We start from the raw sequence: 17,592 nt of genomic DNA, 5'->3' as shown, positions 1-17,592 counted from the left end.
GCCCGTATAAGTCAAACGACGAAAAATAAGATCGACGCAAGGGCAGACCTTGCGTCGATTGAGGGATCAATGGGCTTCCAGCATCGCCAGACACGCTTGCGTCATGCGTTCGCACAGCACCGCGCTGCCGAGCCCATTCGGATGGAGGCGCGACGCGTCGAGCAAAGGGTTGGGGCCGTCGTGGCGGTACTGCGCGACGTCGCCGAATGTCTGCTGCAAATCCACCACCGACAAACCGTGACGCGCGGCGACGGTGGCTGCGGCGTCCTGATAGGCCGACATCGGACGCGCACGTCGTTGCGGCTCGTCGCCGCTGTTCTCAGGCGAGCACGCGAGCGTGAGTCTCATCGACGGCAACTGGCTGCGCAGACGCTCGACGATCTCGTCGAGATGGGTACGGTAGGTGGCCGCGTCGAAATCGCGTTGATCGTTGGTGCCCAGCAGGAGCACTGCGGCGTCGATCCCCAGCGAGTGAACGCCCGTGAACCAGGAGGCCGAGCGCATGGCGGCAAGCCAGTCGGCCGTGGTGCTGCCGCCTGCACCGAGATTGTGAACACGGATGCCGGGCGTGTCGGAAATAGGGGCCACATCGACCTTATAGACCATATCGACCATACCGATCATGTCGGCGCGATGTTCGATGCCGGACAGCGTGACTGTGCCCTGTGCCACGGCGATATCCAGCGTCCATGCGCCCGTTTCCGGGAAGTCCTGCAAGGCATACCGGGATTGACCGGCCCCGCCGCCGAGCGTCAGGCCGTGCCAGCGTCCGCCGTTCCATCGGTAGTTGATGGCGCCACCCGCGAAGGCATGCAGCACGACCGCAGATGTCGCGTCACCCAGCCACGTCACGTGAATCAGATCGCCGGGCGTGTCGCTCACACTGGTGCAGATGTCCGGCGTTGGCTGATTGCGGACGTTGGTCCGCCAACTGCCGACCCCGGACTGATGCCATCGGTCGGGCTCGGCAGAGCCGCCGCGCCGATCCGCATCCGTGGTGTACGACAGACCGCACCAGCCGCCGCCGGCGTCTCCGAAGCGTTCTCGTAACGTGCGTGCGAGTTGAGGGACGAAGTAGGTGGGCGCGCGACCGGTTGCCGCGAACGGCATTCCCGAGCCGCGCACCCAGCTATCGCCCAACAGTGCGAGGGTGCGCGAAGTTCTGGGCAAACGTTGCATAACGCAAGGCAGAGTGGCGATAGGCGCAGACGATATCAGAACACGTGACGAATGCCGACCGTCGCCCCGACCTGCGAATTGGTCGACGACGCCGTCAGGTTCGCCACGGCCGCGACAGCCGCTTTGCCCGTCGAATCGACGCCCGACGCGCGCTGGTACACCATCACGGCATACAGATCGGTGCGCTTCGAGAGGGCATAGTCCGCCCCGAGGTTCCACTGACCGTAGTTCGCGCCGGACACGCTGCCGACCGAATTGCCGCGCGTAAGCGCGTACGACAGGGCGAGTTGCACCACCGGAATCGGACGCCATGCGACGTTCAGCTCATACGTGTTGAACACGGCAGTGCCCGCCAGCTTCAGCGGATTCAGGCCGTTGCCCGGCGTGCCGCCCAGATGCTGGAACTCGACGTTCGTGTAGATGCCGCCGATACGCACGGTGCCGATCTGATACGCCGCGCCGGCCGCGACGACCTGCATCGTCTTGGCGGACGCAAAGCCGCTGTACACCGGGCTGTTCATGTTGAGCGAACTGGCCGACGTGGCGTTGTTCGCGCTCGGATTCACGCCCCAGTTGGCGTAGTTCGGGTTGCGCACGTTCTGATAAGCGACACCGGCGTCGAGCGGGCCGTTGCGATACGCACCGGCGAAGCTGAAGCTCTGGCTGCTGCTGAAATCGCCCGCCTTGTTGCCGAAGCTATAAGCGGACTCGAACGACAGACCGTTGAAGTTCGCGCTGGAATACTTCACGACGTTGTTGGTACGGTTCGAGCCGCCGAGGTTATCCAGATCGCCCGGGTGTGCGCCGTACACGCCGGCCCACGACTTGACCACGTCGCCGCGCGCCGATCCCGTGGCGGAGTAGCCCGCCATGTAATCCGTGAGGGCGTCGTACTGGCGTCCGAGCGAGAAGGTGCCGTAGCGGTTTGCCAGCCCGACCGTCGCACGTCGGCCGAACAGCGAGCCGCCCTGACCGAGTGCGCCGGTGTCGATGCTGTAGCCGCCTTCGAGACGGAACACGGCCGACAGCCCGCCACCGAGGTCTTCCGTGCCTGCGATGCCCCAGCGGCTGCCTTGCAGGTTGCCCGAGGCCAACTGGTATTGCGACGCGCCTTTTGCGTTGTTGTTGTAGACGAATCCGTTGTCGATCAACCCGTACAAACGGACATTGCTGCTCTGTGCGAAAGCGCTGCCGCAAACCAGACAACTGGCGAGCGCAATCGCCGGCATTCCATACTTCATCGTGACATCTCCAAGGGACTTGAACCCGCGACGGCGCAGCGCGGCGAGTCGGCGTTGCCGTGCGGGGTTGTTGTAAGAGTGATTCGCAAGTCGAGCGTCCGCCGCTGGATCGACGGGCCGCACGTCAAGCGGCGGCGGGCCGCCTGCATTGACGAGGGCAGAGTTTTCAAGAAAAAGAAATGTCGCGGAAGCCAACTTCTACGGTTCACGATCGATTTTTCCGATAGGGTTTTAGTCCTCGGGAAAACCCTTATTTGAAGCTGTTTGGAGGGAATCGCCGCCGACAACGCCGATGGGACTTCGCGGCGCGCTTGCACCGGCAGATGAACGGTTTTTCTGCGGGCGCAAGGTGTCGTGATCGGCAAAAGCGATACCGATCGCCGAGTCCGTGCTTCCCGGGCGAGATTTGGCCTCTTACGATGATTGGGTGTCATGGTTCCGACATGTGCCTTGCATGCAGGAAACCCATGAAAATCCAGCCAGATTCAGGACTTGACGAGACAAAACACGATGAATGCCAATGAAGCCTTTCCGCTGGTCGATGTGAGCGGCGATCCCTTCGAGCGAGGACTTGCGCACGGACGTCAGGTGCCCGAGCGCGTGGCGCGCAGTCTGGCCCTGTATCGCTCGCAACTCGATAAGCGCGGCGTGTCGCAAGAGCGTCAGCGCGCCCTGTCCGCGCGCATGGTGCCGATCATCGAGGCGTTCGACGCGAGCTATCTCGAAGAGATGCGCGGCATTGCCGAAGGCGCAGGGCTCACGATCGAGGACATCGTGCTCATCAACTGCCGTACGGAAATGATGTACGGCCACGATGAGATCGGCGAAGCCCGCAAGGCGCTCGACGACGGGTGTACCGGGCTCATCGTCATGCCGTCGTCCAGCGCGACCGGCCGCCTGATGCACGCACACAACTGGGACTGGCGTGCAGAGTGCGCCGATACCGGCATCGTGCTGCGCATGCGTCGCGAGGACGGTCCCGACCTGCTGGTGTTCACCGAGGCAGGCACGCTGGGCCGTCATGGCATCAACAGCGCAGGGCTCTCGCTCTCCGGCAACTTCCTTACGTCCGATCGCGATTACGTCAACGCCGGCCAGGCGGACACGCCGCTCGCCCTGATTCGCCGCCGTATGCTCGACTCGACCAGCATGGCCGACGCCATGAAGGCGCTGTGGAGCACGCGTCGTTATGCGTCGAACAATCTGATGCTTGCCGACGCCAAGGGCGAAGCGGTCGATCTCGAATGCGCGCCGGACGAAATCTTCTGGCTCACGCCGCAAGACGACGTGCTCGTGCACGCCAACCACTGGATGTGCCCGGTGGCGCGCACCAAGCTGCGCGATCTCGGTCTGGCCAAGAGCCCGGACTCGATCTACCGTCAGCGCCGCGTCACGCAGGCGCTGCAGGACGCGCGTCGCACGCAGGGCAAGATCGACTGGAACGTCATCAAGGCGGCGCTGGCGGACGACTTCGGCGCACCGGTCGGCGTGCTGCGCGTGCCGCGCAAGGTCAGCTTCGACAGCATTGCCGCGACGGTCTCGACCACGCTCATGGACGCCGCCGAGGGTGTGCTGTGGATCGCGCGCAAGCCGTACGAATCTCGCGAATTCGTGGAATACCGCCTGCGCTGAGATCGCCAGCCGGTCGTTCAGACGCGCCGCGTGACGTCTTCAGGAGACGACGTCCCGGCGCCGGCTCTTTCTATCCCAACGATTTCCGATGTTCCCAAAAACAATGACGACAACGTCGCGTCCCGGCTTACGTGCACGTCTGCGCGGCGCGACCCTTGCCGCAGCCGCCACGACGCTTGCTGCCCTTGCACTCGCGGGCACGGCAGTCGCGCAAACCGACGCGGGGCAGGCATCGCCGGCACCGCTTACGCCAGCGCCGCATCGCGAGATCCGCTTCGCGTTGAGCACCGACACGCCCACGTCGATGCCGGGCAGCATTCTGCGCAACACCGCGACCGACACCATCCTCGCGCACGTAGTCGAGTCGCTCGTCGCGCTGCGCGCCGACATGAGCATCGGGCCGATGCTCGCCGACTCGTGGGACATCTCGCCGGACGGCAAGACTTACACGTTCCATCTGCGTCACGGCGTGAAATTCCACAACGGCAAGACGGTCACCGCGGCCGACGTGAAGTGGAGCTACGAGTACTTCATGAACCCGAAGACCGGGTTCTACTGCCGCCGCGCCTACGACGGGCATGCCGGCGCCAAGGTGCTCGGCGTGCACGCGCCGGATCGCAACACCGTGGTGTTTTCGCTCGATAAACCCTCGGCGCTGTTCCTCAACCACATGACCGACCCGCGCTGCCCGATGGCGGTGCTCAGTCCGGAAAGCGTGGATGCACAGGGCAAGTGGGTGCATCCCATCGGCACGGGACCGTACCAGTTCAGCGACTGGCAGCCGGGGCAGTACGTGCTGCTCAAGCCGTTCGAGGGGTACCAGCCGCGCAAGGAAGAAGCCAGCGGTCTGGCGGGCAGCAAGATCGCTCACGCCGACGTGCGTTTCGTCGTGATTCCCGATGAGACGTCGCAACTCTCCGCGCTCATGGCCGGGCAGATCGATGCGATGAACATGTCGGAGCAGATCGTGCCGCCGAAGGATCCGGCCTGGCATATCGTCGCCGGGCCCGGCGCCGATCCGGCCACGTTGCTGATCCAGAACCGCGATCCGCTGCTCTCCGACGTACGCATACGACGCGCCATCGCACTGGCCGCCGACCTGCCGGGCATCGCGAATGCCGTCACGGAAGGGCGCACGGGCTACAACCCGTCGCTCGTGCCCAATGCCAGCGCGCTCGCGACCGACGTCACGAAGGCGGGCTACGTGCAGTCGTTGCCCGAGGTCAAACGCCTGCTCAAGGAAGCGGGCTATCACGGGCAGACGATCACGCTGGAGACGAACCGTCGCTACTCGCACATGTTCACGATGGCCGTGTACCTGCAATCGTTGCTCTCGCGAGCCGGGATCAACGTCAAGTTGCAGGTGGTCGAGTGGGGCAAGCAACTCGCCGACTACCGCGCGGGCCGTTTCCAGTTGATGGCCTTCGGCTACACCGCGCGTACCGACCCTGCGCTGATCTTCGCCGATGTGCTGGGCGACAAGTCGCGCAACCCGCTGGTGCAGTGGGAAGACCCGGATGCGCTCGCGCTGCTGCGCAGCATCTCGGGCGAGACCAACGAAGCCGTGCGCGCCAAAGTGCTCGCCGAACTGCATCGACGCATGCTGGCCGACGCGCCGATGCTCGTGCTTTACGACTCGCCGGACCTGATTCTGGTTAGCTCGCGCCTGCATGGCGTGACGACCTGGCCGCTGCGTCTGAAGCGCTTCTATAACGTGACGAAGGACTGAGGCCATGCCGACGTATCTGTTCAAACGTATCGCGATGGCATTCCCCACGGTGGTGATCGTGGCGGTGCTCGTCTTCGCGATGATCCGCGCCATTCCGGGCGATCCGGCCACGCTGATGCTGGGTGATATCCACGACCCGGCTTTGCTCGCGCACCTGCGCCATGAGTTCGGTCTCGACGAGTCGCTGCCCATGCAGTTCCTGCACTGGATCGAGCATCTGCTGCGCGGCGATCTGGGCATGTCGATCGCGCGTCATCGTCCGGTCTCGACGCTCATCGCCGAGGCGTTCCCGGTGACGGCGCAGATCGTGCTGAGCGCGACGGTAATCGCGTGTCTCGTGGCGATTCCGGCGGGCCTGTTCGCCGCATGGCGTCAGAACCATCGCAGCGATCTGGCTGTCGTCATGACGACGATCCTGCTCGTCTCGATTCCGAGTTTCTGGTCCGGCATTCTGCTGATCTGGGTCTTCGGCGTGAAGCTGCACTGGTTGCCGACTTTCGGTTATCAGACGTTCGCGCAGGCCGGATGGGGGTCGCTGAAGTACCTCGTGCTGCCGGTCATTGCCGTGAGTCTCGGAGAAATTGCGGTCGTCACGCGCATGATCCGCGCAAGCAGCATCGACGTGCTGCGTCTCGAGTACATCGCCCATGCGCGGGCGAAGGGACTCAGCGAGCGACGCGTGCTCGCCCGTCACACGCTGCCGAACGCGTTCGGTCCGGCGCTCACCGTGATCGGCCTGGTCGTGGGGCACTTGCTCGCGGGCGGCGCCGTGATCGAAACCGTCTTCACGTTGCCGGGCATGGGGCGTTTGCTGGTCGAGAGCATTTATGCACGCGATTACCCCGTCGTGCAGGGATGTCTGCTGGTGATCGCGCTGATCTACGTCGTCATCAACCTGATCGTGGATCTGCTCTATCCGCTGTTCGACCCCCGACTCAAACACTGAACGCCATGAAATCTTTACATCGCGCCAACCTCTGGATTGGCGGCTTTCTGGTCGGGCTGCTGGTGCTGATCGCCGCGGTCGATCTCGTCTACACCCCCTATAACCCGATCGACGTGGATCTCTATGCGCGCTACGCCGCGCCGAGCATGCAGCACTGGTTCGGCACCGACGCCTTCGGTCGCGACGTGCTCTCGCGTCTGATGGCGGGTGCGGGCGTGAGCATCACGGTCAGTCTCGCGTCGGTCCTGCTGGCACTGGCCGGCGGCACGCTGATCGGCGCCATTTGCGGCTACGTCGGCGGCTGGCTCGACCGTATCGCCGGCATGCTGGTCGACGCCCTCATGGCGTTCCCCGGTCTGCTGCTGGCGCTCGGCATCATGACGGTGCTCGGGCCGTCGAAGTGGGGCGTGGTGCTCGCGCTCGGACTGGCTTACACGCCGTCCGTGAGCCGTATCGCCCGTGGCGCCGTGCTGTCGTTGCGCACCCGCGATTACGTGATCGCCTCGCGCACCATGGGCAATTCCGAAGTCTGGACGTTCATCCGGCACGTGCTGCCGCATTGCGTGCAGCCGCTGCTGATCTTCTCGACGTCGCTGTTCGGTTCGGCTTTGCTTGCCGAGAGCGCGCTGAGCTTTCTGGGACTTGGCGTGCCCGCGCCAGAACCGACGTGGGGCGGCATGCTGGCCGATGGCCGCTCGTCCATCGAGCAGGCGTTCTGGCTCGTGCTGTTCCCCGGCACGGCGATCTCGCTGGCGCTGTTCGGTATCAACCTGCTGGGAGACGCCGTGCGCGACTTGCTGGACCCCCGCATGAAGGAGGCGAAATGACCTCGACATCTGATAACCACAAGGCCACCCGGGCCGCCGAAGCTGGCGCGTTGCTTTCGATCGAAGGGTTGCGCATTGCTTTCCCTGACGGGCAGGGCGGACAGCGCGACGTCGTGCGCGACATCGATCTGTACCTGCGTCCCGGCGAATCGCTGGCCATCGTCGGCGAGTCGGGCAGCGGCAAGACGCTCATCGGCAAGGCGCTGCTGGGCCTGCTGCCGGATTCAGCGTCGGTGCAGGCGAAGTCCATGCAGTTCGATGGCCGTTCGTTGCTCGATCTGACTCCGCAGGTGTGGCGTGAGCTGCGCGGCACCGACATCGGCATGGTGTTCCAGGAGCCGATGGTGTCGCTCAACCCGGCGATCCGCATCGGCGAGCAAATGGTCGAGGCGCTGGTGCGCCGCCGTGGCGTGCCCGAGGCGCAAGCGCGTGAGAAGGCCATCGCCATGCTCGAACGCGTGCGTGTGCGGGACCCGAAGGGCTGCATGAACCGCTTCCCGCATGAGTTCTCGGGGGGCATGCGTCAGCGCATTCTGCTGGCGGCCGTGATGTTGCTCAAGCCTCGCCTGCTGATCGCGGACGAGCCGACGACGGCGCTCGATTGCGTCGTGCAAAAGGAAGTGCTCGACGTGATGATCGGCCTCACACGGGAAGAGGGCACGGCGCTGATCTTCGTGAGTCACGATCTTGCGCTCGTCGCCGCCTACACCGAACGGGTGATGGTCGTGCGACGCGGCGATCTCGTCGAAACCGGCCCGGTGGCGCGCGTGCTGGCGCATCCGTCCAACGACTACACGCAGCGCCTGCTCGAATCGCTGCCGCGTCGCGACGCGCGCGGTACCGGCGACAGCGAGAATGAAGTGGATACCCCGGCCGGCGAGCGTGTGCTGGAGGTCGACAAGGTCGCCATCGACTATCTCGTGCCGACCCGCCTGTGGGGCAAGACCCGTGTGCCGACGGTGTTCCCGTGCTCGTTCTCGTTGCGCGCAGGACAGACGCTCGCCATCGTCGGCGAATCGGGCAGCGGCAAGACGACCATGGCCAAGGCCATCATGGGCTTGCTGCCGCTCGCGGGCGGCGAAGTCAAGGTGCTGGGCAAGCCGTTCCCCGGGGACGGCACGCGTAGCGAGTTGCGTGAGGCGCGTCGCTCGATCCAGATGGTGTTTCAGGACCCGTACTCGTCGCTCGACCCGCGCATGCGTGTCGAGGCACTGGTGCACGAAGCGCTGCGGCTCGACACGTCGCTCACCGCCGCCGAGCGTCGCGAGCGGGTGGCGCAGGTGCTGGAAGACGTGGGACTGGGTGGCTTCGGGCCGCGCTTCGTCCATCAGCTCTCCGGCGGACAACGCCAGCGCGTGGCAATCGCACGGGCGCTGGCCAGCCATCCCGCGATCATCGTGGCGGACGAGCCGGTCTCGGCACTGGATGTCACGGTGCAGAAGCAGGTGCTCGAAATGCTGGTTGCCTTGCAGGCACGGTATCGCTTCGCTTGTCTGCTGATTTCGCACGATCTGGGCGTGGTCGAGCAACTGTCCGATCACGTCATCGTGATGTTCCGGGGGCATGTCGTGGAGTCGGGCACGCGCGATGCGATTTTCGACATGCCGGCGCACCCTTACACGCGGCGTCTGTTGCAGGCGGTGCCGGAGTTGCGCGGCAATCGCGAGACGGGCTTCGCGGTGCAAACGCGCGCGCTTGGCCCGCACGACGCCTCGCTGCCGTACTACGACCCCGAGCGTTCGCCGCAGGCGATGCCCACGCTCGCGAGCGTGGCGGGCAGTGTGGACGAGGCGCATCGCGTGGCCGTGCTCGCCGCCTGAGGGCGTCCGGCAACGTGACTGATGTTCGACCCCGGGGGAATCGGTTTTCCGATGCACCCGGGTGATTGGCAAAGATGATCCTGATCGGTGCGACCGCATTCCTGAGCGACGCTCGTCTGCCTACACTGATTCATCGGCTGGTGCTTTCACGATCCGGCCTTGGCTATACCTGTACGACCTGATTCGATTCCATTCATGCAAAGCGTAATCCACCCCCTGCCGTTCGTTGGCACCGGCACCGCGCAATCCGTCGTGGCACAGCACTTCGGTGAGGCGAACTGCGGGCGCAAGGTCTATGTGCAGGCCGCGCTGCACGCCGACGAGATTCCGGCCATGCTCGTCGCCACCCGGCTTCGCGAGAAGTTGCTCGTGCTCGAAGCGCAGGGCCGTCTGCGTGCAGAAGTCGTGCTGCTGAGCGTGGCGAACCCGCTCGGTCTGAACCAGTGGTTGATGGGCGCGCCCCAGGGGCGTTTCGAACTCGCCAGCGGTCGCAACTACAACCGTAGCTTCCCGATGCTGTTCGACGCCATCGTGAAGTTGCTGGAACAGCAGCCGGAATCCTTGACGGACGACATCGCGCGCAACCGGGATCGTGTGCGTGCTGCATGGCGTGAGGCGTTGCTGGCGCGTCCCGTCACCGATGCCTTCGGGGCGCTTCAGTCGCTGCTGATGCTTCAGGCGCACGATGCCGACATCGTGCTCGATCTGCACTGCTCGCGCGAAGCGACGATGCATCTTTACACCGGCGACGAATGCTGGCCCGCCGCCGAGCCGCTGGCTCGTTATCTCGGTTCGAAGGCGAACCTGCTGGCGCTGGACTCGGGCGCGCATTCGTTCGACGAAGCGCAGAGCTATACGTGGTATCAGCTTCGCCAGCATTTCGGCGCGACGTATCCGATGCCCTCCGGTCCGGTGTCGGTGACGGTCGAGCATCGCGGTCAGCGCGACGTGTCGTACGAGCAGGCCGAGGCCGACGCCAGCGCCATCCTGCAATACCTGACCTACACGGGCGATGTGGACGGGCAAGTCTCGCCGCTGCCCGAATTGCCGTATCCGGCGACGCCGCTCGCCGGCAGCGAGCAGTTCCGCGCGCCGTGCGCGGGCGTGCTCGTGCATCGGGCTGCCCTCGGCGCGCTGGTCGAGATCGATCAGCCGGTCTTCGACATCGTGGACCCGGTCACGGGCGACATCACCACGCTGGTGAGTCGCACGCAGGGCGTGATGTACATGCGACGCGACGTGCGCTTCGTCAACGCGGGCGATCCGCTGGGGCGCGTCACGGGACATCGTTCCCAACGCACCGGCATGCTGCTGGGGGCGTGATCGGCGCCCGATCCATCGACTTCGACACTTTCGTCATTTTCGCCAAGCCAGACGCCAATGTAGGCCGAACCTAATTCTGACAACGAGACAATCTATGACTCGCTATATCGACATTCACGACGTTCAAAAGCTGTTACGAAAAACCGGTGTCGCGCCGTTCATCGCGACACTGGCCGATTACATCCGCAACGACTACCTGCGCTGGCCCGAGTTCGACAAGTCGGCGCGTGTGGCCAACCACTCCAAGGACGGTGTCATCGAACTGATGCCCGTCTCCGACAGCGACCTGTACGGTTTCAAGTACGTCAACGGTCACCCGATCAATACGCGTCGCAATCTGCTGACCGTGATGGCGTTCTCGGTGCTGGCCGACGTGCACACCGGCGCGCCGCTGCTGCTGTCCGAATTCACGCTGATGACCGCGCTGCGCACGGCCGCCACGTCGGCGCTGGCCGCCAAGGTGCAGGCGCGCCCCGACAGTCGTGTGATGGCTCTGATCGGCAACGGTGCACAGAGCGAATTCCAGGCGCTCGCGTTTCACGCGATGCTGGGCATCGAAGAGATCCGTCTGTTCGACGTCGATCCGGATGCCACCGCCAAGCTCGTGCGCAACCTCTCGAACGTGCCCGGCCTGCGCATCGTGTGCGCCACTTCAGCGCGCGACGCCGTGCGCGGGGCGGACATCGTGACGACCGTCACGGCCGACAAGGCGAACGCGACCATCCTAACGCCGGACATGATCGAGCCGGGCATGCACCTGAACGCCGTTGGCGGCGACTGCCCGGGCAAGACCGAATTGCATACCGATATCGTGACGGCGGCGCGCGTCATGGTGGAGTTCGAACCGCAGACACGTATCGAAGGCGAGATTCAACATCTGCCCGAAGATTCGCCGGTCATCCATTTCTGGCAAGTGCTGTCGGGCGAAGTGGCGGGACGTGAGACGCCCGAACAGGTCACGGTGTTCGACTCCGTGGGCTTCGCGCTCGAAGATTTCTCCACGTTGCGCTATTTGCACGACCTCGCACGCGACGCGGGCGTGGGCCGTGTGATCGATCTGATCCCCGAACTGGACAACTGCAAGGACTTGTACCAGCTCGTCGCACCCGTGGCGACGCAGGCCGGCGCGACCGTTCGCGCCGCCTGACTTCCGGGAAGGGCTTGGGCGCCGGGGTAGTGCGGTACGATGGCGCGTTTGCGGCGCAAGCGAACCGGCCCGGGCATGACTGCCATGTCCGCGATCCTCGCGCCGGCCCGTCAAGACGATGAGAGGTCCCATGACATTAGTCCAGCTTCGAGTGTTCTGCGCTGTGGTGGAGCAGGGAAGTTTTCGCGCCGCGGCGCGCACGCTCGACATCGCACAAAGCACCCTGACGCAGGCAATTCAGGGCCTGGAGGGCGAGTTGGGCGTCACGCTGCTCAACCGCTCGCATCAGGGCATCAGTCTCACGCCCATCGGTGAGCGCTTTCTGGTGCGCGCCAACGCCATCCTGCGCGACTGCGAACTCGCGTCGCAGGACGTCATGCAGTCGCGCGGTGAAGAGGAAGGCAACATCACGCTCGGCGTGACGTCGGAACCGCTGGCCGAGTTGCTGTTGCCGGTGGTCAAGCGCTTTGTCGAGCGCTTTCCCCGCGTGAAGGTGCATGTCACCAGCGGCTACACGAAGATGCTGATCGAGCGTATTCGCGACGGACGGCTCGATTTCGCCCTCGCGCCGCTCGCCCCGCAGGTGAGCGACGTCGATCTGTCCATCGAGCGTCTGTACCGTTCGGTGCCCAGCGTGATCGCCCGCAAGGGGCATCCGAAGGCGCACGTCACGTCAATTCGAGATCTGGTCGATTGCGAGTGGGTGAGTATCCGTCCGGCGGGGATTGTCGGGGGGGCCGAAAACCGGCTGATCAGCCTGTTCAATACCGAGAATCTCGGCGCACCGAAGATCGTGCTGACGGCGGAGTCGCTGCTGGAGACGCTTCACATCGTCTGCGAGTCCGACTATCTGACGATCGAACCGCGCGTGCTCTCGGAGCTGACGCTGTTCTCCGGCGCGCTGACGAGCATTCCGATTCGGGAGGCGTTCGATCCGCGCGATGTCTGTCTCGTGGCGCGCCGCTCGGCGCCGTTCACGCTGGCCACGCAGGAACTGGTGTCGATGCTCGTCTCGTACTCGCGTCTGGTGCATGGCCCGGCGGCGAGGAATACGGCGGGCTGACGCTGCTAGCTAATCGACGGACTGACAGTCGCGAGGTGTCTTGCGCCTCGCTCCCTTCGGCTTTCGCTACCGGCTGCCGTCTCGCATTCAGGCGATCATCTGACGAGCGCGTAGCCACGTCTCGTAAAAGGCCGGCCATTCGACGGTCGGCGTGCCCGGTTTCCCCATACCGAAACCATGACCTCCGCTGGCAAGCGGATGGAACTCGACCGGCACCCCGGCCTGCTCGCAGGCGCGCTTCATGATGCGGGTGTTCTCCGGGTTGGAGATGGGATCGTCGTCCGCCTGCGTCAGAAAGACCGGCGGGCACCCGTGCTTCACGTGCGTTTCCACGGACCACTCTGCGCTTTCCTGCTTCGTCGGATGATTGCCGACGAGGATGCGACGCGTGGAGGTGTGATCGTACGGCGGCAGCAGGGTGATGACGGGGTAGATCAAAGCGGCGTTGGCCGGTCGCGCCGAATGCGTGTCGATGTCGTCGACCGGACGATACGACGCGAAGCCCGAGCGCGTTGCCGTCAATCCCATCAGATGTCCGCCTGCGGAGAAGCCGAGGACCCCGACGCGCTCCGCGTCCAGCCCGCGCTGGTGCGCTTGCGAACGAATGATGCGCATGGCGCGTTGGGCGTCCTGCAACGGCGCGAGCGCGCCGTCGACCCATTCCTCGTTCGGCAGACGGTACGCCAGCACGAACGCGGTGACGCCGCGCTCAGCGAGCCACTGCGCGGCGGGAATCGCTTCCGACCCCATCTGTTCACGCTTGTAACCGCCGCCCGCCGCCACGAGCATCGCCGCGCCATTGGGACGTTCAGGGACATAGACGTCGAGATACGGCGTCGCGACATTGCTGACGGCGCCCTTGGCACTCGTTTCCACGTGACCGCCGGGGCCACCACCACCGGGCGGCATGCCCGGCCATAGCGGAATCTGCGTCGCACGCGCTTCGGTGGCGCGCGGGGCGGCGCGCAGGGAGCCAGCCATTGCCGCCATGCTCGCCAGGGTCATGGAGCGCAGCAGCGTGCGTCGGTTCATCGTCATCGGGGTTTCGCTCGGGCAAACGCGCACATCGCGCAATGACGGATATTCTGCGCGGGACAAATCTCGACGGCACATCCCAACGAATTGACGTCGCGTTGAGGTGGATAAATGTCTCGGCAGATTACAAGGCCGACCGGGACGAGCGACGTCACGGATCGGCACACAAGGTCATGTTCAGACGGCGTTCAGCGCACCGACTTCATCGTACTGACTTCATCGTACTGAATTCATCGTACCGACTCGACGGCGATTTCGGCGTGTTTATGGAATTCGGCGAGTGCGTCGGCATCGGCCGGCGCGTCGGTGACGAGGGTCCACGCGCGCTCCAACGGGGTCCAGTGCTGCTGGCTCGCGCGATCGAGCTTGTTGGCCGTCACTAATACATAGACGCTGGCCGACTGGCGAATGATGCACTCCTTGAGCCATGCCTGTTCCGCCGAGGCTTCGCACAGTCCACGACCGGCGACGACGCCGTCCGCACCGAGAAATGCCTTGTCGACGGACACGCGCGAGAGTGCGAGTTGCGCCAGCGGCCCGAGCACACTCATGCTCGACGGGCGCACGTCGCCACCGATCAGCGTGACGGGCACCTTATTGGCGGCGAGCGCGCCCACGGCCAGGAGGTTGTTCGTCACCACCTGAACGTTTTCGCGTCCGGCCAGAAAGCGCGCCATCGCTTCGGTCGTGGTGCCGCCATCGAGAAAGATGGTGTCGCCGTCTGCCACATGCGCGACGGCGGCGCGCGCGATGGCGTCCTTCTGCTCGCGGAAACTCTCGCGTCGCAATTCCAGCGACTCTTCGGGTTCGTGCATGCGCACCGGCGCGGCCGCGCCGCCGTACGTGCGCACGATGCGCCGCTCGTCCGCCAGCGCGCGCAAGTCGCGCCGCACGGTCGCCTCCGACATGCCGAAGTGCGCGCAGAGCGCCGCGACATCGGTCATGCCCGACAGGACAGCTTTGAATATCGCCTCGCGGCGGTTGGCTACTTTCATGGAAGTTCAGTCAGCGGATGGATGCCGTAGGTCTGCACAGCCGGACGCTACGAAGTTGCCCGCACGGGCACCCACGCAGGTGCCGAAAGCAGGATCGCCATGCGGCGCGCATAGTGTAGCTTGCCGCGTCCGGAAATCGATCGGCGAGCGAGTGGCGTGGTCGTCGAGCGGTGCCAGTGACTGGCATCGATCGAAAATGATCGATTCAATCATTTTGGCGTCGCTCGATGATGCCGTTTTGATCGATTTCACCCGAGGATAAACCCCTAGTCACAAAATTTGCACATTTTTCTGGCAGCGATTAGACTTCCGTCTGCTCAAATCGATCAAAAAAATGATCGATTAATCAATATCGATATCAGTCGGGAGACAACAATGGCTCAAATTCGTATCAAGCGCGGGATCGAGCGCGTGCCGGGCGGGATGATGATTGTCCCCCTGCTGATCGGCTCCTTGATCGCCACGTTCATGCCGGGCATGCCGAAGTTCTTCGGCTCGTTCACGAATGCGCTGTTCACGGGCGCGCTGCCGATTCTGGCGGTGTTCTACGTCTGCATGGGCGCGAGCATCGACGTGAAGGCCACGCCTTACCTCATCAAGAAGGGCGGCGCATTGTTCGCGGCCAAGGTGGGCGCGGCGATCGTCGTCGGTATCGTGCTCGGTCACTTCCTCGGTGAAGCGCCGGTGTCGTCGGGCATGTTCGCCGGCATCTCCACGCTGGCCGTGGTCGCCGCAATGAACGACACCAACGGCGGCCTTTACATGGCGCTGATGGGGCAATACGGCCGTTCGGAAGACGTGGGCGCCTATACGATCATGTCGCTCGAATCGGGCCCGTTCCTGACGATGGTCACGCTGGGCGTTGCCGGTCTGTCGGCGTTCCCGTGGCCGACGCTGGTGGGCAGCATTCTGCCGCTGGCCGTGGGCATGCTGCTGGGTAACCTCGACCGCGAGATGCGCGACTTCCTCGGACGCGCCGTGCCGGTCATGATCCCGTTCTTCGCGCTGGCGCTCGGCGCCGGTCTCGATTTGCACAAGGTCTGGCAAGCCGGTCTGCTGGGCATCCTGCTCGGTTTCGCCGTGGTCGTCGTGACGGGCATTCCGCTGTACATCGTCGACCGTCTGACGGGCGGCACGGGGGTGGCCGGTACGGCCGCCGCCAACACGGCGGGCAATGCGGCAGCGGTGCCTGCGTTGATCGCGGCAGCGAACCCGGTTTATGAAGAAGCCGCCAAGAGCGCAACGCTGCTCGTGGCCGCCTGCGTGGTCGTGACCGCCATCGTCTCGCCGATCCTGACGGCAGCCGTTGCCAAGCGTGCCATGGCGCGCGGTGCAATGGCAGGCAAGGGGGCCGTGCAGTGAGTGTTCTGATTGTCGCCGACGATTTGTCCGGCGCTGCCGACTGTGCCATCGGCTTTACCAATGCCGGACGGCGTAGTGTGGTGTCGCTGGATGTCGACGGCTTCAATGCCTTGGCGCAGGTCGTTGCGATCGACACGGATACGCGTCGTCTCGCCCCGGCCGATGCAGCGGCGCGTGCCGTTGCCGCCTGGCGGCGGCTGGCGGCCCCGGGTCGTCGTCTCTACAAGAAAATCGACTCCACGTTGCGTGGCAACTGGGTCGCAGAAGTCGCGGCGTTGCAGCCGCTCGCGGGGCTTGCGATCGTCGCACCCGCATTCCCGGCCACGGGCCGCACCGTGCGCAACGGCGAAGTGTTCGTGCGCGGCGTACCACTGGCCGAGACGGACACCTGGCAGCTTGAGCACGAAGGGCAGGAAGCGCGTCTGGCGCCGATGCTGGCCGCGGCCGGCATGACGTCGCGCATTGTGTCCGCAAGTGCCTTGCGTGGCGAGCTCGCGCAAGTGCAGGCGGCGCTCGGTGAAGCCATCGCGCAGGCGCGCGAAGATGGCGTCACGGCATTGATCGTCGATGCGCAGACGGACGACGATCTCGCCATGCTCGCGCGGGCGAGCGCTACGCTCACAGATATCTTCTGGGTCGGTTCGGGCGGCCTCGCGCGCGAGCTGGCCGAATTGCCGGCGTTGTTCGAAACGCCGGAAAGCGCTGCGCTGACGAGCGAGATCGAGATCGAGAAGGCGGAAGCGACAGCGAACGACACGACGACCGGTCGTCACGCCGCCGCTGGCCGCATCCTGACGCTGGTCGGTAGTCTGTCCGCCGTTTCGCGTCAGCAGTGCGCGCGGCTGTGCGAGGACAACGACGTGGTCGAGTGGATCGTTCCGCCGGAGGTGCTGCGCGCGGGCGCGTCGCATCCCGAGAGCGAGGACTGGTGCGCGCGCATCGGCGAGGCCATCGGGCAGGGCACTGATCTGCTGGTGCGCATCGGGCGCGACGATGCGTTCGATCCCGCCGAAGGCGCGCAGCTGTCGGCCGCACTGGCGGCGCTGATCGCACCGCATTTCACGCAATTGTCAGGCTTGATCGTGACGGGCGGCGAGACCGCGCGCGCGATGCTGAGCGCTGCGAACATCGGTGCTTTGGAACTGCTCTCTGAAGTCGAACCGGGTGTGGCCGTGGGGCGACCCGCGAACGGCACGCCGATGCACGTCGTCACGAAGGCCGGTGCCTTCGGCGGCGAGGCTGCGCTTCACAGCGCCTATCGGCATTTGCGCGCTGCGGCGCGTGGGTGAGCGG

The 17,592-nt window shown here is 64.9% G+C and carries 14 protein-coding genes; 10 read left to right on the top strand and 4 right to left on the bottom strand.

Annotation, left to right across the window (positions count from 1 at the left end; translation table 11 throughout):
- Positions 1–66: 66 nt before the first annotated feature.
- Positions 67–1,170, bottom strand: a complete 1,104-nt coding sequence (locus A9762_RS19485) for a GDSL-type esterase/lipase family protein (RefSeq protein WP_170836283.1) — start codon at positions 1,168–1,170, stop codon at positions 67–69.
- Positions 1,171–1,214: 44 nt separating this feature from the next.
- Entirely contained in the window at positions 1,215–2,420 is a 1,206-nt protein-coding gene (locus tag A9762_RS19480; RefSeq protein ID WP_069343657.1) for a porin, read from the bottom strand.
- 510 nt (positions 2,421–2,930) lie between these two features.
- On the opposite strand from A9762_RS19480, the gene A9762_RS19475 reads away from it, so the two are divergent.
- The 8 genes from A9762_RS19475 to A9762_RS19440 all read left to right on the top strand — a co-directional run bounded on the left by A9762_RS19475 (position 2,931) and on the right by A9762_RS19440 (position 12,907).
- Positions 2,931–4,052 (top strand): C45 family peptidase, encoded by a 1,122-nt coding sequence (locus A9762_RS19475; protein ID WP_069343656.1) that lies wholly within the window; start codon positions 2,931–2,933, stop codon positions 4,050–4,052.
- 103 nt (positions 4,053–4,155) lie between these two features.
- Positions 4,156–5,781, top strand: coding sequence for an ABC transporter substrate-binding protein (locus A9762_RS19470; RefSeq protein WP_069343655.1), 1,626 nt, complete (start codon positions 4,156–4,158; stop codon positions 5,779–5,781).
- 4 nt (positions 5,782–5,785) lie between these two features.
- Positions 5,786–6,727, top strand: coding sequence for an ABC transporter permease (locus tag A9762_RS19465; protein WP_069343654.1), 942 nt, complete (start codon positions 5,786–5,788; stop codon positions 6,725–6,727).
- Positions 6,728–6,732: 5 nt separating this feature from the next.
- Positions 6,733–7,554, top strand: a complete 822-nt coding sequence (locus tag A9762_RS19460) for an ABC transporter permease (protein ID WP_069343653.1) — start codon at positions 6,733–6,735, stop codon at positions 7,552–7,554.
- Positions 7,551–9,374 (top strand): ABC transporter ATP-binding protein, encoded by a 1,824-nt coding sequence (locus tag A9762_RS19455; protein WP_069343652.1) that lies wholly within the window; start codon positions 7,551–7,553, stop codon positions 9,372–9,374. The genes A9762_RS19460 and A9762_RS19455 overlap by 4 nt, the downstream gene beginning before the upstream one ends.
- A gap of 195 nt (positions 9,375–9,569) precedes the next feature.
- Entirely contained in the window at positions 9,570–10,697 is a 1,128-nt protein-coding gene (locus A9762_RS19450; RefSeq protein ID WP_069343651.1) for a succinylglutamate desuccinylase/aspartoacylase family protein, read from the top strand.
- Between the two features lie 94 nt (positions 10,698–10,791).
- Positions 10,792–11,844, top strand: a complete 1,053-nt coding sequence (locus tag A9762_RS19445) for an ornithine cyclodeaminase (protein WP_069343650.1) — start codon at positions 10,792–10,794, stop codon at positions 11,842–11,844.
- 130 nt (positions 11,845–11,974) lie between these two features.
- On the top strand, positions 11,975–12,907 hold the full coding sequence (locus tag A9762_RS19440) for a LysR substrate-binding domain-containing protein (protein WP_069343649.1): 933 nt from the start codon (positions 11,975–11,977) through the stop codon (positions 12,905–12,907).
- Between the two features lie 87 nt (positions 12,908–12,994).
- On the opposite strand, the gene A9762_RS19435 is transcribed toward A9762_RS19440, so the two are convergent.
- Both A9762_RS19435 and A9762_RS19430 read right to left on the bottom strand, forming a co-directional pair.
- Positions 12,995–13,945, bottom strand: a complete 951-nt coding sequence (locus tag A9762_RS19435) for an alpha/beta hydrolase (RefSeq protein WP_206093600.1) — start codon at positions 13,943–13,945, stop codon at positions 12,995–12,997.
- Positions 13,946–14,172: 227 nt separating this feature from the next.
- The gene (locus A9762_RS19430; RefSeq protein WP_069343648.1) at positions 14,173–14,937 is read right to left on the bottom strand and encodes a DeoR/GlpR family DNA-binding transcription regulator; all 765 of its coding nucleotides are present in this window, start codon (positions 14,935–14,937) and stop codon (positions 14,173–14,175) included.
- Positions 14,938–15,312: 375 nt separating this feature from the next.
- Here A9762_RS19430 and A9762_RS19425 point away from each other — a divergent pair, with 375 nt between their 5' ends.
- Together A9762_RS19425 and A9762_RS19420 are read left to right on the top strand one after the other, a co-directional pair.
- Positions 15,313–16,299: a 2-keto-3-deoxygluconate permease gene (locus A9762_RS19425; protein WP_069343647.1), complete on the top strand. Its 987-nt coding sequence runs from the start codon at positions 15,313–15,315 to the stop codon at positions 16,297–16,299.
- On the top strand, positions 16,296–17,588 hold the full coding sequence (locus A9762_RS19420) for a four-carbon acid sugar kinase family protein (protein ID WP_069343646.1): 1,293 nt from the start codon (positions 16,296–16,298) through the stop codon (positions 17,586–17,588). Before A9762_RS19425 ends, A9762_RS19420 begins: the two co-directional genes overlap by 4 nt.
- Positions 17,589–17,592: the final 4 nt, after the last annotated feature.

The sequence above is a fragment of the Pandoraea sp. ISTKB genome (assembly GCF_001721285.1).
Classification (GTDB): domain Bacteria; phylum Pseudomonadota; class Gammaproteobacteria; order Burkholderiales; family Burkholderiaceae; genus Pandoraea; species Pandoraea capi.
This window is presented reverse-complemented; position numbering and strand designations above follow the sequence as displayed.

What these genes read in the sequence shown, in the direction of transcription:
- A9762_RS19480 (WP_069343657.1), bottom strand. Translation starts at nt 2,420, where the DNA reads ATGAAGTATGGAATGCCGGCGATTGCGCTCGCCAGTTGTCTGGTTTGC.
- A9762_RS19475 (WP_069343656.1), top strand. Translation starts at nt 2,931, where the DNA reads ATGAATGCCAATGAAGCCTTTCCGCTGGTCGATGTGAGCGGCGATCCC.
- A9762_RS19470 (WP_069343655.1), top strand. Translation starts at nt 4,156, where the DNA reads ATGACGACAACGTCGCGTCCCGGCTTACGTGCACGTCTGCGCGGCGCG.
- A9762_RS19465 (WP_069343654.1), top strand. Translation starts at nt 5,786, where the DNA reads ATGCCGACGTATCTGTTCAAACGTATCGCGATGGCATTCCCCACGGTG.
- A9762_RS19460 (WP_069343653.1), top strand. Translation starts at nt 6,733, where the DNA reads ATGAAATCTTTACATCGCGCCAACCTCTGGATTGGCGGCTTTCTGGTC.
- A9762_RS19455 (WP_069343652.1), top strand. Translation starts at nt 7,551, where the DNA reads ATGACCTCGACATCTGATAACCACAAGGCCACCCGGGCCGCCGAAGCT.
- A9762_RS19450 (WP_069343651.1), top strand. Translation starts at nt 9,570, where the DNA reads ATGCAAAGCGTAATCCACCCCCTGCCGTTCGTTGGCACCGGCACCGCG.
- A9762_RS19445 (WP_069343650.1), top strand. Translation starts at nt 10,792, where the DNA reads ATGACTCGCTATATCGACATTCACGACGTTCAAAAGCTGTTACGAAAA.
- A9762_RS19440 (WP_069343649.1), top strand. Translation starts at nt 11,975, where the DNA reads ATGACATTAGTCCAGCTTCGAGTGTTCTGCGCTGTGGTGGAGCAGGGA.
- A9762_RS19435 (WP_206093600.1), bottom strand. Translation starts at nt 13,945, where the DNA reads ATGACGATGAACCGACGCACGCTGCTGCGCTCCATGACCCTGGCGAGC.
- A9762_RS19430 (WP_069343648.1), bottom strand. Translation starts at nt 14,937, where the DNA reads ATGAAAGTAGCCAACCGCCGCGAGGCGATATTCAAAGCTGTCCTGTCG.
- A9762_RS19425 (WP_069343647.1), top strand. Translation starts at nt 15,313, where the DNA reads ATGGCTCAAATTCGTATCAAGCGCGGGATCGAGCGCGTGCCGGGCGGG.